We start from the raw sequence: 19466 nt of genomic DNA on the forward strand, positions 1-19466 counted from the left end.
AGCCACCCTTTTTTGTGACCATAATTCAGATAGCATAAATCCACATTTTGCGGATGTTTGCTACAATAGCGCGCTTTTTACGTTTTTAAAGGAAATCTCTCCGTTGGCTCAGATGTATTTTTATTACTCAGCAATGAATGCGGGTAAATCGACCACCTTATTACAATCTTCTTTTAACTATCAAGAACGAGGAATGACTCCGGTTATCTTTACCGCTGCGATAGACGATCGTTTCGGGGTTGGTAAAGTCAGTTCTCGTATTGGCCTTGAAGCGGATGCTCACCTTTTTCAACAAGACACCGATTTACTCGAAACCATCACGCGTCTCAATCGTGAGCAAAAACGCCATTGCGTTTTGGTCGATGAATGCCAGTTTCTGACTCGTCAGCAAGTTTACCAGTTAACGGAAGTGGTGGATAAATTGGATATCCCGGTTTTGTGCTATGGGCTGAGAACCGACTTTTTAGGTGAACTGTTTGAAGGCAGTCAATATTTATTGTCATGGGCGGATAAACTGGTCGAGCTGAAAACCATTTGCCACTGTGGGCGAAAAGCCAATATGGTGATCCGTACCGATGAACATGGGCAAGCCATCTCTGAAGGGGATCAAGTGGATATTGGCGGAAATGACCGTTATGTTTCAGTGTGTCGCCAGCACTATAAAGAAGCACTGGGACGTTGAAAGTTTTGGTTGAATCTGGATGGGTTTCCCATCCAAATTCATTTATATAGTGAGCGGTTTTAGCTCTTGATGGGCAAGCAACACATCATCAGGAATCGTTTGCTCAATCTGAAAACCTTGAGCAGGATAGTGCTGAATGCGTTCAAAATCTTCAACTAAGGCTTGAATGACGAAATCTAAGGTCAACTCGTCGGTGAGATAATCATACAGCGAGTCTGAAGAGGAGGTAACTTGCAGTGTTTTCAGCGGTTCAGGCCACTGTTTCATAAAGGTTGCATAGGCTCGGCGTTCCATATACGGTTTATGTGCGACCAGAATACGTTCGGCTTTTACACCTTTCTCTTTTAGTAACTGATAGCTCAGCCGTACATTTTCACCGCTATGGGTCGCCTTCGGTTCGATTAAGATCGCTTGACTCGGTAAACCAGAGTCTTTTGCCACTTGAGCAAAGGTTTCTGCTTCAGTTTGATCAAATAAACCTTGGGTAAAACGGCCGGTATTACCAGAAAAGAGTACCCATGGTGCCAGCCCTTGTTGATATAGACGACAGGCCACTTCAGCGACACGAGTATCATTGCTACCGGGAACAATAATCACATCGGCAGGCTGAGGCGTGTGCCCCATTTGCATAAATTTCCACAACGTTTCTAAATGCTGATAAAGAGGTTTACTCATTGTTGTCCAGTGCCTCTAAGGTGTGAGAATAATGAAAAGAAAATCCTGCTTGGAGAAGCTTACTGCAGAGAATGCGTTTATCTGCAACATGCACTAAAGGAGGTAAAGGCGTTTCGGATTTGGCCGCTTTCAGTGCGGCTTGATAAAATGTGGCCTTGCTTACCGTGTTTGGTGTGGTGACATTCACCACTTCATTCGTCAAATGGTTGATGGAAAAATCAATGGCGCGAATCGCATCGATTAAATGCAGCATATTTGCGGGTGCTAAATCACTGACTTGGGAAAGACGTGCGGCAAATCGGGCTGGGTGGCGATTTGGGCCTATTAACCCGCTGCATCGTAAAAGAGTGTAATCAAGGTCACTGTCGATCACGGCCTGCTCTGCAGTTAATAGCATTTTTGATTTTTCTGAAAAATGAGGGTGTTGATTGGCGATTAACCAAGAAGCATCCGATTCCAACATATCCTGAGCTTGATCGGGGTAAACGCTGGTTGAACTCACCATGATGATTTTTTTTATCTTTGCCCGCTTTGCTTGAGTCACGAGCGTTTGCCAGCTTGCCGTATAATGCATGCCTTGGCCTTGGCGAAAACCGGGAGGAAAGCAGCCAATTAATGTATCGCAGTGAAAATGAACCAATGTTTCAGCGAGTGTGTTTGCTTGAGGTAATTGACAAAGAAAGCCTGTAATACCTTGTGCTTGCAACTCTTCTAGCCGCGGTTGACTTGTTCGGCTAGCACACACCCAGTGACCGGCTTGTTGTAAATGCTGTGCAAGAGGCAGGCCCAACCAACCGGCTCCTATAATCGCTATCCGTTGCATGAGATGACTTATTTGAGTAAACGTGCTTGTATACTAAAGGGTGCAGATGCGAAATGCTAGAACCCCAAGCCACCATAAATGACTTGGGGAAGTTGGGGAGTGAAAGAGTTAAGGATGAGAGAGAACTTGTAAAATTCGGTCAGCTTGTTCAGCCATCACGATACCCTCATGAGTTAAATACCCACCGTCAGGTAATGTACATAGCCCTTTATCATACAGGCGTTGAACGGCCTTTTTGACTGCTTCTGACGCATCGGTGTGAACCTTGATTCCTGTTGCTGCACTGCTGATATCAAATTGAAGTAGCAGGTTTAATTCATCAAGGTGATGGGGTGAAAACTTCATCGTAAACCCTCTGTTGTTGATTTCTTTTCACCATAAGGGGCGAAACAGGAAGACGCAATTATTATCGAATAGAACTGTTATCTTGAACCATTATGTGTTTTTTTTGCTCATTTGGCTGGTGAAAAAATGGTCTATTTTTGGTTGTTGTGTCTCTTTTAAAACATTTTTAGTAAACGAGAGGAATAACCCTTGAATAATCGTAGAAATAGAGCGATTATCCGCCACTCTTTTGTGTGTATCAAAATGTAACATTATCTATGGATCTAAACCAATTTGACTCTCTTCTTCCGCCACAAATGGCTGAACGTGCGGCAGTAACAGGGGAAAGCAAAGCCACTAAACCGGTATACAAGTCATTTTTACTCGCTATTTCTGCAGGTATACATATTGGTATCGCCTTTATTTTTTATACCGTGGTAACAACCGGAGCCCAAGACATCCCTTATGGTATTACCAAATTGATCGGTGGCTTAGCCTTTAGCTTAGGTCTTATTTTGGTGGTAATTACGGGGGGAGAGTTGTTTACGAGCTCAGTGCTCACACTGGTAGCGAAAGCCAGTGGTAAAATCTCTTGGCCACAATTGGTTAAAAACTGGATAGTGGTGTACTTCGGTAACTTATGTGGCTCTGTTTTGCTTGTGATTATCATGCTTTCGACTAAGCAATTTATGGAAGATGGTGGTCAACTTGGCCTTAATGCGATGGCCATTGCTGAACATAAGTTACACCATCGTTTTTTTCAGGCTTTCTCTCTTGGGTTAATGTGTAATATCTTAGTCTGTTTGGCGGTGTGGATGACATTCAGTGCGCGTTCACTTACCGATAAAGTCATGGTGTTGATCTTACCTGTTGCCATGTTTGTTTCTTCTGGCTTTGAACACTGTATTGCCAATATGTATCAAGTTCCGATGGCGATTGGGATTAAAGCCATGGCTCCAGAGAGCTTCTGGTTGATGACAGGGGCTGATATTGCACAGTTTTCTGATTTAACCATGACGAATTTCATCGTTAATAACCTTATCCCTGTGACGTTAGGTAACATTGTCGGTGGTGGTGTGTTTGTTGGTATATGGTATTGGTTGATATACCTTAAAGATTAACCGCTCTAGCGTAAAACCGTCATAATTTGGCGGTTTTACTCATTTGTTATCCACATTTTCTGTGGATAAGTTATTTCAAAGTCCGTGAGTAACCTTAACTGCATGATTTATTATATTAATGTTGCACTTGTTTCGTGCAAGATTAAGTTCTAATTTGGTGCATATTTAAACAGTGTGAAATGTTTTCATCGGATAAAGCCGCACTAATCTTCTATTTTTCTTTTAAAAATACCCAGCAAAGATGATAAAGATAAAAAAAAGGTTATTTTTTCAACTTTTCTCATTCTATTTGTTCTTGGTTGCCTAGCTGTTTTCTATTCATAGAAATAAAATGACCCATTGATTAATAATTAATCATCTTCAGGCCAGGGTAACGCCTCTTCACTTAGCGATTCTTATACGAATGAAACATCAGACGTAAATTAATAGGTAAATGCACTTTTATTGATGTAGCACTAAGTATGCGTCATGAAATTTTGTACATTGGGCCTTTTTGTTGAAACCCCTTTGTGGGCCATGTTTAGTAGGAAAAACAATGATCTTAGTCGTAGGCCATAAAAACCCAGATAGTGACAGTATTTGTAGTGCTTTGGTTGCCGCAGAGCTCCTTAAGGCTCGTGGGCTGTCAGCTAAAGCGATTCGTCAAGGTGACGTGAACCGAGAAACTCAGCACATTTTAGAACAAGCGGGTGTTTTAGCTCCTGAACTTTGCATATCGGTAGCGGGTGAGAAGGTGTGGCTCGTTGATTATAGTGATGTCGCACAAGCACCAGATGATCTTAACCAAGCTGAAATTTTAGGGATTATTGACCACCATCGCCTCGGCGATGTGATGACCGTTAATCCACTTGAAGCCTGGATCTGGCCTGTAGGTTGTACCTGCACCATCCTCTTTAATCTGTGCAAGATGGAACAGGTTCCGGTTACTCGTTCATTAGCCATGTTAATGATGTCTGCTATTTTATCAGACACGGTAGGCTTTGCTTCTCCCACTTGTACTGAGAAAGATAAGCAAGCGGTATCCGAATTAGCTCAGTTGGCTGAAGTGGATGATTTGGCCGCCTTTACTCAGCAGCTATTAATCGCTAAAACGGATATCGAAGGGTTAAGCGCCGCCCAATTGGTTGAAAAAGATCTTAAAGCCTATCCTTTTAATGGGCGAGACGTGATTGTTGGTCAAGTTGAGTTGGCCACCTTAGATCAGGTTGCAGATATGATTGATGAATTGGAAGCAGATTTACAACAACGCTGTGATCAAGAAAATTTCGCGTTAGCGGCATTGATGCTTACTGATATTACAACGGCACAAACACGTTTACTCTTTAAAGGTGAATGGGCAGAAAAATTAGTAAAACATGAGCAAGGTGGAGTATTAATGATGCATGATACTTTAAGCCGTAAGAAACAAGGTTGGCCTTGGTTACAAACGGAACTGGCGTAATCATTCAATTACGGTATTATCGCAGACCGACAAACAGTGGGAGTAAACCATGACAGATTCACTGAGCGCAGAACAGATTTCAGCACTTAATCACGATGATTCAGAGCAACGGATGAAATACACAGTTAAGCAGATCGCTCTTCATCAACAGGTGTGGATTTTAACAGATCAACACGGGTGTGTAATGCTTAATACCGAAGACGACGACTGTGTTCCTGTCTGGCCTCATCAAGCATTAGCTCAGGCTTGGGCGACCGGAGAGTGGGCTGACTGTGAAGCGAAGGCGATTCCCCTTAACCAATGGCGTAGCCGCTGGACCCCGGGACTGGCTGATGATGAATTGTCCGTTGTTGTTTTCCCAAATGATAGGGAAGAGGGCGTCGTTTTATTCCCTGATGAGTTTGATGCTGAGCTTGAAAAACAGAAATCGGTACGATAAGTTCTCAATTATTTCGAAGAAGGCCCACAGATATCTGTGGGCCTTCTTTTACTTGTACGTTATTTAAAACTGGGGGCTTTTTGAAAGTGGCTTTCAATCATTCGCTGAGTGATGGGATGCTGAGGCTCAGAAAGGACTTGCTGAGTATCGCCAAACTCAACCACTTCACCTTCATGCATCACCATGACTTTATCGGTAATGTGTTTGACGATACCAATGTGTTGAGACACATAAATAAAGGAAACCCCCATCTCTTCTTGCAGCTCAAGAAAAAGATTGATGATTTGTGAACGCATGGCCATATCTAAGCCATTGAGGGCTTCATCAGCAATAATGATAGACGGTTGTAATATGAGCGCTCGAGCTAAACACACCCGTTGTTTTTGACCCGTTGCCAACATTTGTGGGTAGAAATAGGCGTGTTCAGGTAATAAACCTACACGAAGCAGTGTATCCTTCACACGATTCATTCGGGCTTCCGGTGTCATATTGGTATTACGCTTGAGTGGTCCTTCTAAAATTCGTCCTATTTGTAGGCGAGGATTTAGCGAGGTATTGGGGTCTTGAAAAATCATCCGAATCAATTTGCAACGTGTGGCGTAATCTTTATGTTCCAGTTGCTCCCCATTGACCAATATTTCCCCGTTAGTGGGTTCGACCATTCCCGCGAGCATTCGAGCAAGGGTTGATTTCCCAGAGCCATTTTGACCAATAAAACCAATGGTTTGCCCTGCTTCTAAACAAAAGCTGACGGGCTTTACCGCATGTTGAATTTTTTTTCGGAATAAGCCAGAACGAGTGATAAAGTCTTTAGATAATTGATGGACTTCTAGTAGTGATGCACTCATGGCTACGGCTCCATATTGAGTGGAAAATGGCAGGCAAATTTATGACTTTTAACCCAGCGAGTTGCGGGTACTTCTACACATTGTCGCTGTGCGTAAGGGCAACGGGGGCCAAGTCGACAACCAATAGGCAAGTGCTGAAGTGGGGGAATCGAGCCCGGTAAGGACTGTAATTTCTGTTTATGGGGTATCCAGTCGCTAAAATCAGGCATCGCTTTGAGCAAGGCAACCGTATAAGGGTGCTTGGGCTCGGTCATGATTTTTTGAGTATCCGCCGATTCAACCGATTGACCGCAATACATAACCGTAATTCGAGTCGCCCACTGGGTAATGGTGGTTAAATCATGACCAATCAGCAAAATCGAAGTATTGTTAACCTGATTCATACGGCTGAGTAGGCGTAAAATCTGTGATTGAGTAATGGGGTCTAAATCATTCGTGGGTTCATCGGCAATCAACAGTTTAGGTTTGGCCGCGATCGCCATGGCGATCATCACTTTTTGACACTCCCCATCCGTCATTTCATAAGGGTAGCTGCCCATAATGCGTCGGTGATCTTTGATCCCCACTTTATGCAGCAAGGCTATAGCTTGTTTTTTTCGCCAAGTAAAGCGTTGCCACCAACGCCCTTCAAAGGTTCGAGAAGGGATAGATTCGATTAATTGCTCACCAATTTTTTCAGACGGATCAAGACAGGTAGAAGGCTCTTGAAAGATCATGGCAATATCACGAGCGATGACTCGGCGGCGTTCCCTAGGGGTCAGTTGCAATAAATCAATATTGCCAAGTCGCAATCGATCGGCACTGATACGCCAATTATCTTTGCTCACACCGACAATCGCTTTGGCGACTAAGCTTTTCCCTGAGCCCGACTCACCGACTAAACCACGAATTTCACCTTCGTTCATGGTTAAACTCATCCGGTCAACGGCTTTTACGATACCTTGTGGGGTATCAATTTCAATCGTGAGATGGCGAATATCAAGTAAGGGCATTATTCGACTCCCGCATTCAGTGCTTGGCGAACGCCTTCACCTACCAAGTTTATCATAACGACAGTAAACATAATCGCCATACCAGGTAGGGTAACGGTCCAAGGGGCAAGGTAAATCAGTTCAACAGAGTCGCCTAACATTGTTCCCCACTCTGTGCTGGGTGATTGAGCGCCAAGGCCTAAAAAGCCTAATGCGGAAATATCTAAAATAGCAATAGATAATGCCATCGTCACTTCTGCGGCAATGACGGATAAAATATTAGGCAGAATGGATGATCTGAGTAAATAGACATCGGTTGCGCCATCGAGACGCGCCGCCATAATATAATCTTTTTCAATTTCATTATGGACCGCAATGTATACAGAACGAATAAAACGAGGGATTAATGCCAGACAGATGGCAAGCATGATATTGAATTCTCCTGCCCCCAAAAATGCCACAAAAATGATGGCCAACAGGAGGGAAGGGATGGACATGACGGTGTCTAGTAAATGATTTAACGTACTAGAAAGCAGCCCTTTGGTCATTCCGGCTAAGGTTCCGATGATACAACCAATGACAGTCGCAATGAAAGTGATGAATAAGGCCGCCCCAAAGGTAATGCGTGAACCATCGACTAAGCGAGATAAAATATCGCGGCCAAAGTCATCGGTTCCAAGAAAGTATTGTACGGTTCCAGAAGGGTCCCATGAGGGTGGCATTAATAGCTCCCCAGAAGGGATATGAGGATGATGAGGCGTTATCCAATACGAGGTTAGGGTGAGCACCAAAATGATCAACAAACACCACAGACCAAACATGGCAAGTTTATTGGCTTTATAACTGCGCCAAAAGCGTTCAAATTGGCTTGGGATATGCTCTTCTTGATAAATATTATTGGTTAGCATACCACTCCTTCCTTACTAGAGGATTCACAATGGTGCCGATTAAATCAGAGAGGATACTGGCCGTTAACACCAGTGCTCCTACAACCATCACACCGGCTTGGATAGATACGTAATCTTTATTGGCAAGCGCATCGAGTAACCAGCGGCCAATCCCCGGCCAATTAAAAATAGACTCGGTAATAATAGCGAGAGTAAGCATACTGGATAATTGCACACCAAATTTAGGAATAATCGGAGGAATGGCATTTCGTAACACATGTTGAGTGATGATCCGATAGTAAGAAAGGCCCTTAATTCGAGCGGCACGAATGTAGTTCTCATTCATAATATCGGCAACGGAAGCGCGCATTAAACCAACAATTTGTGTGGTGGGGGCTAAAGCCAAGACGAGGCAAGGTAAAACCATATGTTCAATCACACTTTGTAATGCATGGCTACGATAGGGGCCTTGAGCAAGAAAGGCATCAATCAAGGCAAATCCTGTTATGGGTTTAACTTGGTAAAGTAAGTCATAACGCCCTGCCACGGGAAATATTTCATAGTGCAGAGAGAAGACCATAATCATCATCAATGCGACCCAAAAAATGGGAGCAGAGTACCCTGACATGGAAGTAAATGAAATAATAGTATCGGCCCATTTTCCTTGTTTCATGCCAGCGAGAGTCCCCAGTGGGATACCAATCAATAAAGATAAGAGGAAAGCAACGAAGCAAAGCTCTAATGTGGCAGGAAAAACAAAAAGCAGTTCTTCAAAAATAGGCGTTCCACTTTTATTCACACCAAAATTTAAGTTCATTAATTGATTTAAATAGGCGAACCAGCCTGTCCAATACGGTTGATGGGCAAGGGGTGACTGAGGTTCAAGCCGTAGTAACGCATACCCAACGAACGTTAATATGAGTAAAGTGATGACAAAGAGATTTAAGCGGCGCAACGTGTAATTAAACATTATTCACTGATCCTCTCTATGGTATGAAAAGGCTGGCTACTAAAAGGACTAAGAGAAAATCCGGTGAGCGATTTGTGATAAGCCTTAAACTGTTTTCCATGCGTCAAAGGGATGACAGGAAATTCTTGATTTAAGATGTTTTGCGCTTGTGTATAAAGATTTTGTCTATAACGAGGCGACTCGGTTTCCAAAGCTAAGTTGAGTAAAAAATCAAACTCAGTATGGCACCATTGCGCCACATTCAACCCTGCTTGCTTTGCATCACACGAAAGCAGAGAACGCAGAAAATTATCAGGATCACTGGTGGCGCCAGACCAACCGGTTAAAGATAAGTCAACATTAGGGTGTTCAAAAAACTCCCCTCTATCAGAGCGTTCTTCCCAAATTAAATGTAGATGTATACCAATTTCTGCCAAGTTTGTTTGGATTAATTCTGCGGTTTTCCTAGGGCTAGGATTATAGACTTTGGGTTCGAGAGGAACGGACATCGTCAATTCGAGTCCAGAATGAACCCCGGCTTCTTTGAGAAGTGATAAGGCATAATTGCGATCATAACGAACTTGAATGTTATCTTCTTGGTATGCCCAAGAGGAAGGCGGGAGAATATTGTAAGCAATACTTCCGGTATTGTAATACACAGAGTCTAAGATTTTATCTCGATTGATAGCAAAATTTAATGCGTTACGAACGCGTCTGTCTTTCAGAATCGGGCGTTGTGTATTGACTGCAATAAACGCCACATTCATGGCCGAGCTGGCATCAAGAATCAGATCTGAATGGGCTTTAATGGTTGGAATTTGACTTGCAATCGGAGCAACCAGCACATCACATTCATTTCGTAATAATTTAGCCAATGCGCCTGTTCCTCTTTGTGATATATCCAAGACAACTTGGCTCATTTGAGCAGGGGTATTCCAATAACGAGGGTGACGGCGTAACCTAATGGCATCTCTTGGGCGATATTCATCTAAATAAAATGGCCCAGTTCCTACTGGGTGACTATCGATCATTGAATGTTGATTGCGCAATTGTCGCTGTTGTGCATATTCCGCCGAGAGGATAACCGCATACGGTGTGGCAATATTAGCGAGGAAGGTATTATCCGGACGATTGAGCGTAAATGTGACGGTTTGCTCATCGAGAGCTTTCACTTCTTTGACAAGCCCAGAAAAATCTAGGCTGCTGAACCAAGGATAACTGGCATTGCTGACTGAATGGAAAGGATGAGAAGGATCGATAATTCGACGGAAACTGAAAACCACATCTTCTGCATTCAGTGGACGGCTTGGTGTAAACCATGCGGTCGATTGAAATTGAATATTTTCTCGGAGAGTAAATGTGTACTCAAGACCATGATTTTTTACCTCCCAATGAGAGGCTAAACTGGGCTGTGGGAGGTAGGTTTTTGGATTTAAAGTCAGTAACGTATCGTAGAGCTGAGGGCTTAATGTTTCAGAGGTGATACCACTGTCGACCAATTGAGGGTTAAAGGTTGTAAGGTTACTTTGACCACAGTATACAAACCCGGACTGGCGAATTTTTTTATGATCAATACTTTCACCACAGCCCACAAGTAAAGCGAGACCACATAATCCGAAAGTTAAGCGTAATAAAGAGTTCATAATGATGTATATCTGCGAACAGCAAGGCTAAGCAAGATAGCTTGTGCCTCAAAATCCGCTTAATTTACCATTCTTTACCGAACAAGGCCAAATGAAAAGGTCAGATGATGAATCATTGGTCTGTCCCCCTGAGGTTAGTCATGCTTTTCTGATGAAAGTAATTGATACTTTCGTACCATGCCACGGAATTGATCATAGCTCAATCCCAGTAATTGTGCTGCTTGTCGCTGATTAAATTGAGCACGTTTGAGTGCTTGTTGCAGTAATGATGTATCTTGTTCGGCCTGCCACTGTTTGTAGTTTAGGGGAAGAGAAAAGGTTTCCCTTGTTTCTTGGCTAAGGTTTGAATGGGTAACCCCGTTTTCTGCCATAGCGTTGGCTTCCATAAATGGGTCAAAAATTAACGCGTGGATGGGTGTTGGTGTTTGCCCATGTTGATAAACGGTCCGTTCAATCACATTTTTAAGTTCACGAACATTGCCTGGCCAAAGGTATTGGCACAATTGCTGTTGAGCGTGTTCAGTAAACCCAACAAAGACAGGGAGCGATAATTCTCGACACATTCTCATCGCAAAGGTCTCTGCCAGTAATAAAATATCTTCTTTTCGTTGACGAAGAGGGGGTAAAGCGATCACATCAAAGGCGAGTCTATCTAATAAATCGGCACGGAATCGTCCTTGTTGAGCAAGGTTTGGTAGGTTCTCGTTAGTCGCACAAATGATGCGAACATTGGCATTCAAGGATCGACTGCCACCAACCCGTTCATATTGTCCATATTCAATAACACGCAGTAGTTTTTCCTGCACGGCGAGAGGGGCGGTAGCGAGTTCATCAAGAAAGAGAGAGCCTCCTTCTGCTCGTTCAAAGCGACCTTGATGTTGATGTTTTGCTCCGGTAAACGCTCCCGACTCATGTCCAAATAATTCAGAGTCTATCAATCCTTCACTTAATGTGGAGCAATTTAACGTGACTAAAGGATGCTCCCAGCGCCTAGATAAATAGTGCAACCGCTGAGCGATCAATTCCTTGCCTGTTCCTCGTTCACCAACAATCAGTACGGGACGTTCAATCGGCGCTAAGCGAGAGACTTTATCCAGCACTGCGAGAAAAGCTGGGGATTCACCAAGTAAACTGTGTTGTTGCATGAGCGATTCCTTGAGTCGGTGAATTAAACCAATTATTGGTAATTTTCATCATAGCATAACCAAGGTAAAGGAATGTGAAAATGATAATGCATTGAAAAATAATGAGAAAAAAGATGGCATGGTTATTGAAAATGGTTCAAGTATCTCTTATAGAATCGATTCCCCATCGGTTTATTTGGGATCTATCACGGTATGGACTTATGTTTATCTAAAGGAGTGTGTTATGGGTATTTTTTCCCGATTTGCCGATATTATTAATTCTAATATCAGTGCATTACTCGATAGAGCCGAAGACCCAGAAAAAATGATTCGGCTGATTATTCAAGAAATGGAAGAGACCTTGGTTGAGGTGAGAACCCATTCTGCGAAAGCGATGGCGGATAAAAAAGAGTTAGAACGCAAGAGAGAAACCATGGAAAGGCTATTGACCGATTGGCAAGAAAAAGCCACGTTAGCCTTGACCAAACAGCGGGAAGATTTGGCACGGTCAGCGCTGATCGAAAAACAAAAATTACAGCATGTTTTGCAAAGTGTACACAGTGAGCAATGTTTAGTCAGTGAAACAATTGAGAAACTCACAGATGAAATTGCTAAGCTGGAAAGTAAAATCACCGAGACGCGGGCAAAGCAGCAGGCTTTAGCCATTCGCAGCCAAACGGCCAGTAATCGTCGCAGTGTACAGCGCCATTTGCATACGAATCGTAGTGATGAAGCCTTGGCAAAATTTGCTCAATACTCTAGGAAAGTTGATGAGTTGGAAGCAGAAGCGGATCTTTATGCGCAGTCAAATATAGGGCGTTCATTAGATCAAGAATTTGCTGAATTACAGGCTCAAGATGAGATTGATAAAGAATTGGCAAAGCTTAAACAGCAGTTAGAATCAGAATAACATTATTCAGAGTAGAGTCGACTTTGGCAGTATTATGGATGTTATCGAACATCCAGTGAATAGGAATCAATTATGGCCTCATTGTTTATCGCGGGACCTTTGGTGGTTTTTCTCATCTTTGTGGCCCCCTTATGGCTACTGTTGCATTATCGGAGCAAACGTAAAGCAGAGAGTGGCTTGTCTGAAGAAGAGTATCAACAATTACAAACCTTATCGGAACAAGCAAAAGGGCTACAACAGCGGGTAGAAATATTAGAGAAAATTCTAGATAAGGAAGCCCCTACTTGGAGAGGACAATATGAATCATCGTGAACTGTATCGAGATCCGGTTAATGGTAAAGTCTCCGGTGTTTGTGCCGGTTTTGCGAATTTCTTTGGTTTAGAGGTGTGGCTAGTACGTATTCTTGTCATTACGGTGGCACTGCTAGGTGGTTTTGCTTTGGTGTTGATCGCTTACATCGCCCTTTCGTTGATGCTAGAAAAACAGCCTCCTCAATATAGCGATGCGTTGCGCTCGATGCGTTCACATACTTTGAAAGATAAGGCGTGGATGCAAGGAGAAAATGCACAACGTATTCTCGCCACCTTAGAGATGGATCTAAAGCAGCTGGAACAGAAGGTTCGAGTGATGGAGGCTTATGTGACTTCTGAAACCTTTACTGTTCATCGTCGATTTCGCCAATTGTAATGGATGCTAAAATAGAGGGTTTCTCATGAATCAACTGATGATCTGTGCGTGGACGATCACACATCCTCTTGACCGGATTTACCATGATACTGAGTGGGGAAAACCTGTTTATGATGATCGTATCTTGTTTGAGTTTTTAACGCTGGAAGGCGCACAAGCAGGGCTCAGTTGGTTGACTATCCTGAAGAAACGAGAAGGGTATCGGCAAGCATTTTCAGATTATGATCTCGCGGTTTTGGCCCGTTATGATGACTCACAGATTGATGCCATCATTGCTCAATTTGATGTGGTGAAGCATCGGGGTAAAATTAGCTCGGTTTTTTCTAATGCGCGAGCGGCGCTGGCATTACAAGCTGAATATGGATCGTTAAGTCAGGTATTGTGGTCGTTTGTTGGTGGGGCCCCAATCTTAAATCAGTGGCAGGATGGGGGGCAAATTCCTAGCACGAGTGAAGAATCTCAGGCAATGAGTAAATTCTTAAAGCAGAAAGGGTTTAAATTTGTCGGCCCAACCATTTGCTATGCCTTTATGCAGGCCGTAGGGATGGTCAATGATCATTTGTTGCATTGCCCGCATCGATAGTACGACTAAGAGCGCTGTAGCGCTCTTAGTCGATGATTTTCGTAATAGTGGTTAAAGCCGTATCGGGGACTCTTTTTCGGTGTGGTCAGCCAGCACCGTTATCCCTCTTGTTTGCCTAAGAGTGCTTGATAACGAGCCAACCCTTGCTCGAGATCGGTGATCAAGTCATCGATATCTTCTAATCCAATATGCAAACGAATGAGCGTTCCCGTGAAATGGGGCTTAGCCACCGTACGTAAGCTATCAAAACTTTTTGGCTCATTAGCTAAAATCAGGCTTTCAAAACCGCCCCATGAATAACCCATGCTAAAGTGCTGCATGCCATCGAGCAGGGCCGTTGTTGCTCGTGGATCGCTGGTTTTTAACACCACAGAAAATAAACCATTACCACCGGTAAAGTCTCGTTGGAAATATTCATGCCCAGGGCAACTCTCTAGTGCAGGGTGACGAACATGATCCACCAGTGGGTGTTGTGCTAACCACTGTGCTATTTTCAGGCTGTTTTGTTCATGTTGGCGCAATCGGACATCTAACGTTCTTAACCCGCGTAGGCCAAGGTAAGCATCATCAGGTGAAATACATTGGCCCATTAAGTAACTCTGCTCACGGAGTTGATCCCAGAAAGGGGCTTTAGCCACTGCGGTACCCAGCATGACATCGGAGTGCCCAACGATGTATTTTGTGGCCGCTTGAATAGAAATATCTACCCCATATTCTAAGGCTGAAAAGTTAACCCCAGCAGCCCAAGTATTATCCATCATAACAATGATGCCGTGTTCATGAGCGATACGCGCTAAGGTGGGAATGTCTTGTACTTCCATCGTGATAGAACCGGGCGATTCAGTAAATAGTACTTTGGTGTTCGGCTGGATTAAGGTATGGAGGTCGTCTCCTATCATGGGATCATAATAGGTGGTTTCCACGCCAAATTTTTTTAAGATGGTATTACAGAAATCACGTGTCGGTTCATAGCAGGTATCGACCATTAACAAGTGATCACCAGACTGAACAAAGGAAAGAAGCGCATTACTGATAGCCGCCGCCCCACAAGGGTAGAGCGCACATCCGGCTCCCCCTTCAATTTCGGTCATCGCTTCTTGGAAAGCAAAATGGGTGGTGGTTCCTCGGCGACCATAAAACAGTGTTTTATTCGCTCGGTTTATGGTGGCATGCTGTTTTTCAGCGACACTATCAAATACAACAGTTGAAGCGCGTTGTACTGGTGGGTTAACCGCGCCTTGTGTCCATTTCTTATTGCGCCCAGCGGTGACAAGCTGAGTTTTTTTGCCTTCTGACATGAATTGTCCTTGTCTGAATGATGAAGATGTTATTTAAAACATGGAGGGGGCGATCAATCAACCCCCAAGCTAGGTTTTGTTCTAGCCGAATGGCTTAGAGAAAAGTTAAAGTAATGGATTGAAGAGGTAAAACAGGCGCTCTAAAAAGCGGTGGCCGAGTGAGCGTTCTTCCCAAAGTGGATAGTTAACTTCTTGTGATTGTTTAATGTAGTTTTCTTGCTGCCAGTATAGTTGCTGAGTAAATTCCTCATCATCAACGGCTAAAGTCACCTCAAAGTTAAGCCATAAACTCCGCATGTCTAAGTTAACGGTACCCACTAAACAGAACTGTCGGTCTATGACAACCGATTTGGTATGCAGTAAGCCACCATGAAATTCATGAATGGTTACGCCAGCTTGGAGCAGTTCACCATAAAATGCTCGTGAGGCCCACTGTACCATCAAAGAGTCATTTTTTTGAGGGATGATCAATTCGACTTTTACGCCACGCTGTGCCGTCATCTTTAAGGTTGCTAATAAATCAGCACTAGGGACAAAATAAGGGGTGGTGATCCGAACCGATTCATTGGCTTGGTTGATCGCTAAGATCAATACTTGGGAAATCAGATTTTCAGGCATTCCCGGCCCGGAAGGTACGACTTGCACAGGGTGTTGTGGAATAGTGACATCCAGCTGGCACTCAGGAATATTGGGTAACATGCGAGCGCCGGTTTCAACTTCCCAATCCCAACAATGAATCGCAGATAGAACATTCACGGTTGGTCCTGTAATACGGACCATGATATCTATCCATTGACCTACTCCCGAATCTTGTTTAAAAAAAGCGGGGTCAACCATATTCATGGAACCCGTATAGGCAATACTATCGTCAATCACGATAATCTTTCTGTGCTGACGTAAATCTAATCGACGTAAAAAAATACGCCAAGGGCTGACTTCTAATGCTTGCACCACATGAATCCCCGCAGATCGCATCATTTGATACCAGTGGCTGCGGAAAAAACGAGGGCTACCTGCGGAGTCGAGTAATAGCTTAACATCCACACCTCGCTTAGCGGCTTGAATTAACGCAGAGCCCACGGCATCGGCTAACCCCCCAGGATTCCAGATATAAAATTCCATGCGGATGTTGTGCTGAGCTTGCTCAATATCTTCAATAATGGAATGCAAAATTTCATTGGGAGAGTTTTGCAATGATAAGGTATTACCACTGAGCGCAGGAATGCCCATTCGGTGATTACAGAGCTTATCAATTTTATAGATATGGGCACCCATGGTTTCGGGTAAATGGGCTTGGCAATCATTCAGATTTAAGAACCATTCGCCAAAGGGTTTAAACATTTCTTTTGCTCGTTCTGCGCGCTTGCGACCTAAATTGAGCTCACCGAACAGGAAGTAACACAAAATCCCGACGATGGGGAGAATGTAAATCACCATCAACCAAGCGAGAGAAACACTCACCGCTCTACGTTTCAGGACCACTCGTAACGTTATACCCGCAACCAATAACCAATAAATGACAATGCCTGCGAGGGTAAAAAAATGATAAATCTTATCCATATCCACATTGATACCTATGATTGTCAGTGGGGATAGTAAAGGGAAAGCATCAGATAAGAAAGGGGAAGCGTTGGATATGAAACGGAAATCGCATAAAACGGGGTTAATTCGGACATGTTAAGACGAATATAAAAGACATTCGCTGATAAAAGCATCAAATAATCTACAAAAGGCGTAGTAAGCCTCAAAATTAACAAGTCTGGCCTTCCAATTTTATGCTGAAACTGTTCTACTTGCTACCCCTCTTGGTGTGACTTGGTTTTTCTATAACTGTACAGATATGTATACAGCCAAGTCTGCACTGTAAACATTAATACAATCTAGTGGTACAAAGACAATGGCGAGTAGTTCTCGAGGCCAATTCTCTTCACGATTTGGTTTTATCATGGCCGCAGCGGGTTCCGCGGTTGGGCTTGGTAATGTATGGGGGTTCCCCACACAAGCTGCCAGCAATGGTGGCGCGGTATTTCTGATTGTCTATTTACTGATGGTCTTTTTACTGGCATTTCCAATGCTAGTGGCCGAGCTAACGATTGGCCGTTATGGGCAATCAAACCCCATTCGTTCGTTTAGAGCAGCATGGCCGCAAGGAAAGGCGGGAGCAATACTCTTGGGTATTGTCGGCATGATTGTGGTTTCATTAATCTTAAGCTTTTACGCCATAGTCGCGGGGTGGCTGGTCGGTTCATTGTTTGGTAGTGGTTTTGATTTACTTGGAATGCAAACGGCGAGCCATTGGTTAACCAGTTTTACGACGGAACGCAATTTGATTTTGATGGTGGCCTTTATGATTCTGACCATCGTTGTGGTCCGTAATGGGGTGGCCAACGGTATTGAAAAGTGGTCCACTCGTTTAATGCCACTACTGTTTATTCTTTTTGGTTTACTGACCGCCTATATTTTTACGCAAGAAGGTGCATGGGATGGCCTGAAGATGTATTTAGTGCCTGATATTTCACATCTAACCCCTAAGTTAGTGGTCAGTGCCATGGGGCAAGCTTTCTTCTCGCTTTCGTTAGGGGTTTGTGTAATGACCACCTACGGTTCTTATCTGAAAAAAGAAGCTAATTTGCCTAAAACCGCTGCGCAAGTGGCATTGCTGGATACCGGCGTAGCTTTTGTGGCTGGACTCATGATTTTACCCGCCATGTTTGTCGCTAAGCATAATGGGGTTGAAATATTTTCGTCATCGGGTGAATTACTCAATTCTGATACGTTAGTTTTCACCGTATTACCTGCCATGTTTGAAACCATGGGGACGGTTGGTGCCATCATTGGTTTAGTCTTCTTTTTATTAATGATTATCGCCGCGTTGACATCCTCTATCTCTATGTTGGAAGTGCCAGTGGCGTGCGCTATCGAAGAGTTACAACAAACTCGAACCACCGCAGTGTTATGGATAGGCGGTTTAGTGACTTTGGTTTCAGGTGTGGTGGTCTTTAATTTCTCGAGTCTATTTGGGTTGGTGATTCAGGTTACGACCGTTTATTCTCAACCAATTATTGCTTTATTAATTACTCTTATCGTGGGGTGGATCTGGAATCGTAATCAGATTTTGACAGAGCTAAAACAAGGTTACCCAGAAATTGAACATAGCTGGTTTTGGAAAATTTGGCCTATTTATGTTCGTATTGTTTGCCCCGTTTTAATGCTGATGGTCTTCTTTGCGTAAGTTGTATTATTAAAGTGAACAACAGTAAAACCGCCACAAATGGCGGTTTTACTGTTTTATCCTCCCCGGATTTATTGAGGATGGAGAGGAAGTTTTCTGTATAATGCGGCCTATTTGAGAGGGCATCATGTTTGACATTCTCTACACACACCATGATTTTTTAGTGATCATTAAGCATCCCAATGTATCGGTTCATAAAGATGATGGAGAGGTGATGTTGTTGCAAGAAGTCGCCAAACAAAGTGGAGATAGTCAACTCTATTTAGTTCATCGACTGGATAAAATGACATCAGGCCTTTTATTGCTGGCTCGTAACTCTGAAGCGGCTCGATTACTGTCACTGGCATTTGCCCAGCGAGCGGTGGAAAAATTTTATTTAGCGATAGGCAGCAGTAAGCCGAAAAAAAAGCAGGGCTTGATCAGTGGTGACATGCAGCGGTCACGTCGGGCGAGTTGGAAATTATTAACTTCTCAGGAAAATCCAGCCAGAACACAGTTTTTCTCTTTGCCTGCGCAACCCGGTGAGCGATTATTTTTGTGTAAACCTCATACGGGTAAAACCCATCAAATTCGAGTGGCTTTAAAGTCGATTGGTGCAGCGATTATTGGTGATCCTATCTATAGTCCCAGTAGTCAAGCCGATCGAGGGTATTTACATGCGTTTGCTTTGCGTTTTTCGTATCAAGAGGAGCGTTTTGAATTTGTCTGCGATCCCAGACAAAACAAGCATCTCGGTGAAAAATGGAACCATCCGTCAGTGAGTCAAGGTATTGATACTTGGCTGACACCTTGGCTATTGATTTGGCCTTCACTATCTAATGAATAATT

21 protein-coding genes are annotated in these 19466 nt (G+C 43.5%); 10 read left to right on the top strand and 11 right to left on the bottom strand.

Annotated features, from left to right (window positions below; all coding sequences use genetic code 11):
• The first annotated feature begins 103 nt into the window (after positions 1–103).
• Complete coding sequence (locus tag B5D54_RS01035) at positions 104–682, top strand: thymidine kinase (protein WP_078924616.1); 579 nt, start codon at positions 104–106, stop codon at positions 680–682.
• A gap of 42 nt (positions 683–724) precedes the next feature.
• On the opposite strand, the gene B5D54_RS01040 is transcribed toward B5D54_RS01035, so the two are convergent.
• The 3 genes from B5D54_RS01040 to B5D54_RS01050 form a co-directional block, all read right to left on the bottom strand.
• Entirely contained in the window at positions 725–1357 is a 633-nt protein-coding gene (locus B5D54_RS01040; RefSeq protein ID WP_078924617.1) for a YdcF family protein, read from the bottom strand.
• A complete protein-coding gene (locus B5D54_RS01045) occupies positions 1350–2180 on the bottom strand; it encodes an NAD(P)H-binding protein (protein WP_078924618.1) in 831 nt (276 codons plus the stop codon). Before B5D54_RS01045 ends, B5D54_RS01040 begins: the two co-directional genes overlap by 8 nt.
• A 108-nt stretch (positions 2181–2288) precedes the next feature.
• Positions 2289–2525 (bottom strand): TIGR02647 family protein, encoded by a 237-nt coding sequence (locus B5D54_RS01050; protein WP_078924619.1) that lies wholly within the window; start codon positions 2523–2525, stop codon positions 2289–2291.
• A 257-nt stretch (positions 2526–2782) separates the two neighbouring features.
• Here B5D54_RS01050 and focA point away from each other — a divergent pair, with 257 nt between their 5' ends.
• From focA to B5D54_RS01065, 3 genes are all read left to right on the top strand, one after another.
• The gene (gene focA / locus B5D54_RS01055) at positions 2783–3625 is read left to right on the top strand and encodes a formate transporter FocA (protein WP_078924620.1); all 843 of its coding nucleotides are present in this window, start codon (positions 2783–2785) and stop codon (positions 3623–3625) included.
• Positions 3626–4160: 535 nt separating this feature from the next.
• On the top strand, positions 4161–5066 hold the full coding sequence (locus B5D54_RS01060; protein WP_078924621.1) for a manganese-dependent inorganic pyrophosphatase: 906 nt from the start codon (positions 4161–4163) through the stop codon (positions 5064–5066).
• Between the two features lie 49 nt (positions 5067–5115).
• Positions 5116–5505 (top strand): DUF2750 domain-containing protein, encoded by a 390-nt coding sequence (locus tag B5D54_RS01065; RefSeq protein WP_078924622.1) that lies wholly within the window; start codon positions 5116–5118, stop codon positions 5503–5505.
• A gap of 59 nt (positions 5506–5564) precedes the next feature.
• Here B5D54_RS01065 and B5D54_RS01070 read toward each other — a convergent pair whose 3' ends face one another.
• From B5D54_RS01070 to pspF, 6 genes are all read right to left on the bottom strand, one after another.
• The gene (locus B5D54_RS01070) at positions 5565–6353 is read right to left on the bottom strand and encodes a peptide ABC transporter ATP-binding protein (RefSeq protein WP_078924623.1); all 789 of its coding nucleotides are present in this window, start codon (positions 6351–6353) and stop codon (positions 5565–5567) included.
• Between the two features lie 2 nt (positions 6354–6355).
• Complete coding sequence (locus B5D54_RS01075; protein ID WP_078924624.1) at positions 6356–7345, bottom strand: peptide ABC transporter ATP-binding protein; 990 nt, start codon at positions 7343–7345, stop codon at positions 6356–6358.
• Positions 7345–8232 (bottom strand): putrescine export ABC transporter permease SapC, encoded by an 888-nt coding sequence (sapC, locus tag B5D54_RS01080; RefSeq protein WP_078924625.1) that lies wholly within the window; start codon positions 8230–8232, stop codon positions 7345–7347. The genes B5D54_RS01075 and sapC overlap by 1 nt, the downstream gene beginning before the upstream one ends.
• Complete coding sequence (locus B5D54_RS01085) at positions 8219–9181, bottom strand: ABC transporter permease (RefSeq protein WP_078924626.1); 963 nt, start codon at positions 9179–9181, stop codon at positions 8219–8221. Before B5D54_RS01085 ends, sapC begins: the two co-directional genes overlap by 14 nt.
• Entirely contained in the window at positions 9181–10803 is a 1623-nt protein-coding gene (locus tag B5D54_RS01090) for an ABC transporter substrate-binding protein (RefSeq protein ID WP_078924627.1), read from the bottom strand. The genes B5D54_RS01085 and B5D54_RS01090 overlap by 1 nt, the downstream gene beginning before the upstream one ends.
• Positions 10804–10937: 134 nt before the next feature.
• Positions 10938–11948, bottom strand: a complete 1011-nt coding sequence (gene pspF, locus B5D54_RS01095) for a phage shock protein operon transcriptional activator (RefSeq protein ID WP_078924628.1) — start codon at positions 11946–11948, stop codon at positions 10938–10940.
• A gap of 223 nt (positions 11949–12171) precedes the next feature.
• Between pspF and pspA the strand changes: the two genes are divergently transcribed.
• The 4 genes from pspA to B5D54_RS01115 all read left to right on the top strand — a co-directional run bounded on the left by pspA (position 12172) and on the right by B5D54_RS01115 (position 14108).
• The gene (gene pspA / locus B5D54_RS01100; protein WP_078924629.1) at positions 12172–12837 is read left to right on the top strand and encodes a phage shock protein PspA; all 666 of its coding nucleotides are present in this window, start codon (positions 12172–12174) and stop codon (positions 12835–12837) included.
• A gap of 72 nt (positions 12838–12909) precedes the next feature.
• Positions 12910–13149: an envelope stress response membrane protein PspB gene (gene pspB / locus B5D54_RS01105; RefSeq protein ID WP_078924630.1), complete on the top strand. Its 240-nt coding sequence runs from the start codon at positions 12910–12912 to the stop codon at positions 13147–13149.
• Positions 13136–13525 carry an envelope stress response membrane protein PspC gene (gene pspC / locus B5D54_RS01110; RefSeq protein ID WP_078924631.1) on the top strand — a complete coding sequence of 130 codons (390 nt, stop codon included), beginning with the start codon at positions 13136–13138 and terminating at the stop codon, positions 13523–13525. The genes pspB and pspC overlap by 14 nt, the downstream gene beginning before the upstream one ends.
• Positions 13526–13550: 25 nt before the next feature.
• Positions 13551–14108 (top strand): DNA-3-methyladenine glycosylase I, encoded by a 558-nt coding sequence (locus tag B5D54_RS01115; protein WP_078924632.1) that lies wholly within the window; start codon positions 13551–13553, stop codon positions 14106–14108.
• A gap of 98 nt (positions 14109–14206) precedes the next feature.
• Here B5D54_RS01115 and B5D54_RS01120 read toward each other — a convergent pair whose 3' ends face one another.
• Entirely contained in the window at positions 14207–15406 is a 1200-nt protein-coding gene (locus tag B5D54_RS01120; protein WP_078924633.1) for a cystathionine beta-lyase, read from the bottom strand.
• Positions 15407–15511: 105 nt separating this feature from the next.
• Positions 15512–16966: a cardiolipin synthase gene (gene cls, locus B5D54_RS01125; RefSeq protein ID WP_078924634.1), complete on the bottom strand. Its 1455-nt coding sequence runs from the start codon at positions 16964–16966 to the stop codon at positions 15512–15514.
• A 337-nt stretch (positions 16967–17303) separates the two neighbouring features.
• On the opposite strand from cls, the gene B5D54_RS01130 reads away from it, so the two are divergent.
• Complete coding sequence (locus tag B5D54_RS01130) at positions 17304–18638, top strand: sodium-dependent transporter (RefSeq protein WP_078924635.1); 1335 nt, start codon at positions 17304–17306, stop codon at positions 18636–18638.
• 127 nt (positions 18639–18765) lie between these two features.
• Positions 18766–19464: a TIGR01621 family pseudouridine synthase gene (locus tag B5D54_RS01135; protein WP_078924636.1), complete on the top strand. Its 699-nt coding sequence runs from the start codon at positions 18766–18768 to the stop codon at positions 19462–19464.
• The last annotated feature ends 2 nt before the right edge of the window (positions 19465–19466 follow it).

This window comes from Vibrio cincinnatiensis DSM 19608 (assembly GCF_900167345.1).
GTDB lineage: Bacteria > Pseudomonadota > Gammaproteobacteria > Enterobacterales > Vibrionaceae > Vibrio > Vibrio cincinnatiensis.

What these genes read in the sequence shown, in the direction of transcription:
- cls (WP_078924634.1), bottom strand. Translation starts at nt 16,966, where the DNA reads ATGGATAAGATTTATCATTTTTTTACCCTCGCAGGCATTGTCATTTAT.
- B5D54_RS01075 (WP_078924624.1), bottom strand. Translation starts at nt 7,345, where the DNA reads ATGCCCTTACTTGATATTCGCCATCTCACGATTGAAATTGATACCCCA.
- B5D54_RS01040 (WP_078924617.1), bottom strand. Translation starts at nt 1,357, where the DNA reads ATGAGTAAACCTCTTTATCAGCATTTAGAAACGTTGTGGAAATTTATG.
- focA (WP_078924620.1), top strand. Translation starts at nt 2,783, where the DNA reads ATGGATCTAAACCAATTTGACTCTCTTCTTCCGCCACAAATGGCTGAA.
- B5D54_RS01130 (WP_078924635.1), top strand. Translation starts at nt 17,304, where the DNA reads ATGGCGAGTAGTTCTCGAGGCCAATTCTCTTCACGATTTGGTTTTATC.
- B5D54_RS01060 (WP_078924621.1), top strand. Translation starts at nt 4,161, where the DNA reads ATGATCTTAGTCGTAGGCCATAAAAACCCAGATAGTGACAGTATTTGT.
- B5D54_RS01065 (WP_078924622.1), top strand. Translation starts at nt 5,116, where the DNA reads ATGACAGATTCACTGAGCGCAGAACAGATTTCAGCACTTAATCACGAT.
- pspF (WP_078924628.1), bottom strand. Translation starts at nt 11,948, where the DNA reads ATGCAACAACACAGTTTACTTGGTGAATCCCCAGCTTTTCTCGCAGTG.
- pspC (WP_078924631.1), top strand. Translation starts at nt 13,136, where the DNA reads ATGAATCATCGTGAACTGTATCGAGATCCGGTTAATGGTAAAGTCTCC.
- B5D54_RS01050 (WP_078924619.1), bottom strand. Translation starts at nt 2,525, where the DNA reads ATGAAGTTTTCACCCCATCACCTTGATGAATTAAACCTGCTACTTCAA.
- B5D54_RS01090 (WP_078924627.1), bottom strand. Translation starts at nt 10,803, where the DNA reads ATGAACTCTTTATTACGCTTAACTTTCGGATTATGTGGTCTCGCTTTA.
- B5D54_RS01085 (WP_078924626.1), bottom strand. Translation starts at nt 9,181, where the DNA reads ATGTTTAATTACACGTTGCGCCGCTTAAATCTCTTTGTCATCACTTTA.
- sapC (WP_078924625.1), bottom strand. Translation starts at nt 8,232, where the DNA reads ATGCTAACCAATAATATTTATCAAGAAGAGCATATCCCAAGCCAATTT.
- B5D54_RS01045 (WP_078924618.1), bottom strand. Translation starts at nt 2,180, where the DNA reads ATGCAACGGATAGCGATTATAGGAGCCGGTTGGTTGGGCCTGCCTCTT.
- B5D54_RS01115 (WP_078924632.1), top strand. Translation starts at nt 13,551, where the DNA reads ATGAATCAACTGATGATCTGTGCGTGGACGATCACACATCCTCTTGAC.
- pspB (WP_078924630.1), top strand. Translation starts at nt 12,910, where the DNA reads ATGGCCTCATTGTTTATCGCGGGACCTTTGGTGGTTTTTCTCATCTTT.
- pspA (WP_078924629.1), top strand. Translation starts at nt 12,172, where the DNA reads ATGGGTATTTTTTCCCGATTTGCCGATATTATTAATTCTAATATCAGT.
- B5D54_RS01120 (WP_078924633.1), bottom strand. Translation starts at nt 15,406, where the DNA reads ATGTCAGAAGGCAAAAAAACTCAGCTTGTCACCGCTGGGCGCAATAAG.
- B5D54_RS01070 (WP_078924623.1), bottom strand. Translation starts at nt 6,353, where the DNA reads ATGAGTGCATCACTACTAGAAGTCCATCAATTATCTAAAGACTTTATC.
- B5D54_RS01135 (WP_078924636.1), top strand. Translation starts at nt 18,766, where the DNA reads ATGTTTGACATTCTCTACACACACCATGATTTTTTAGTGATCATTAAG.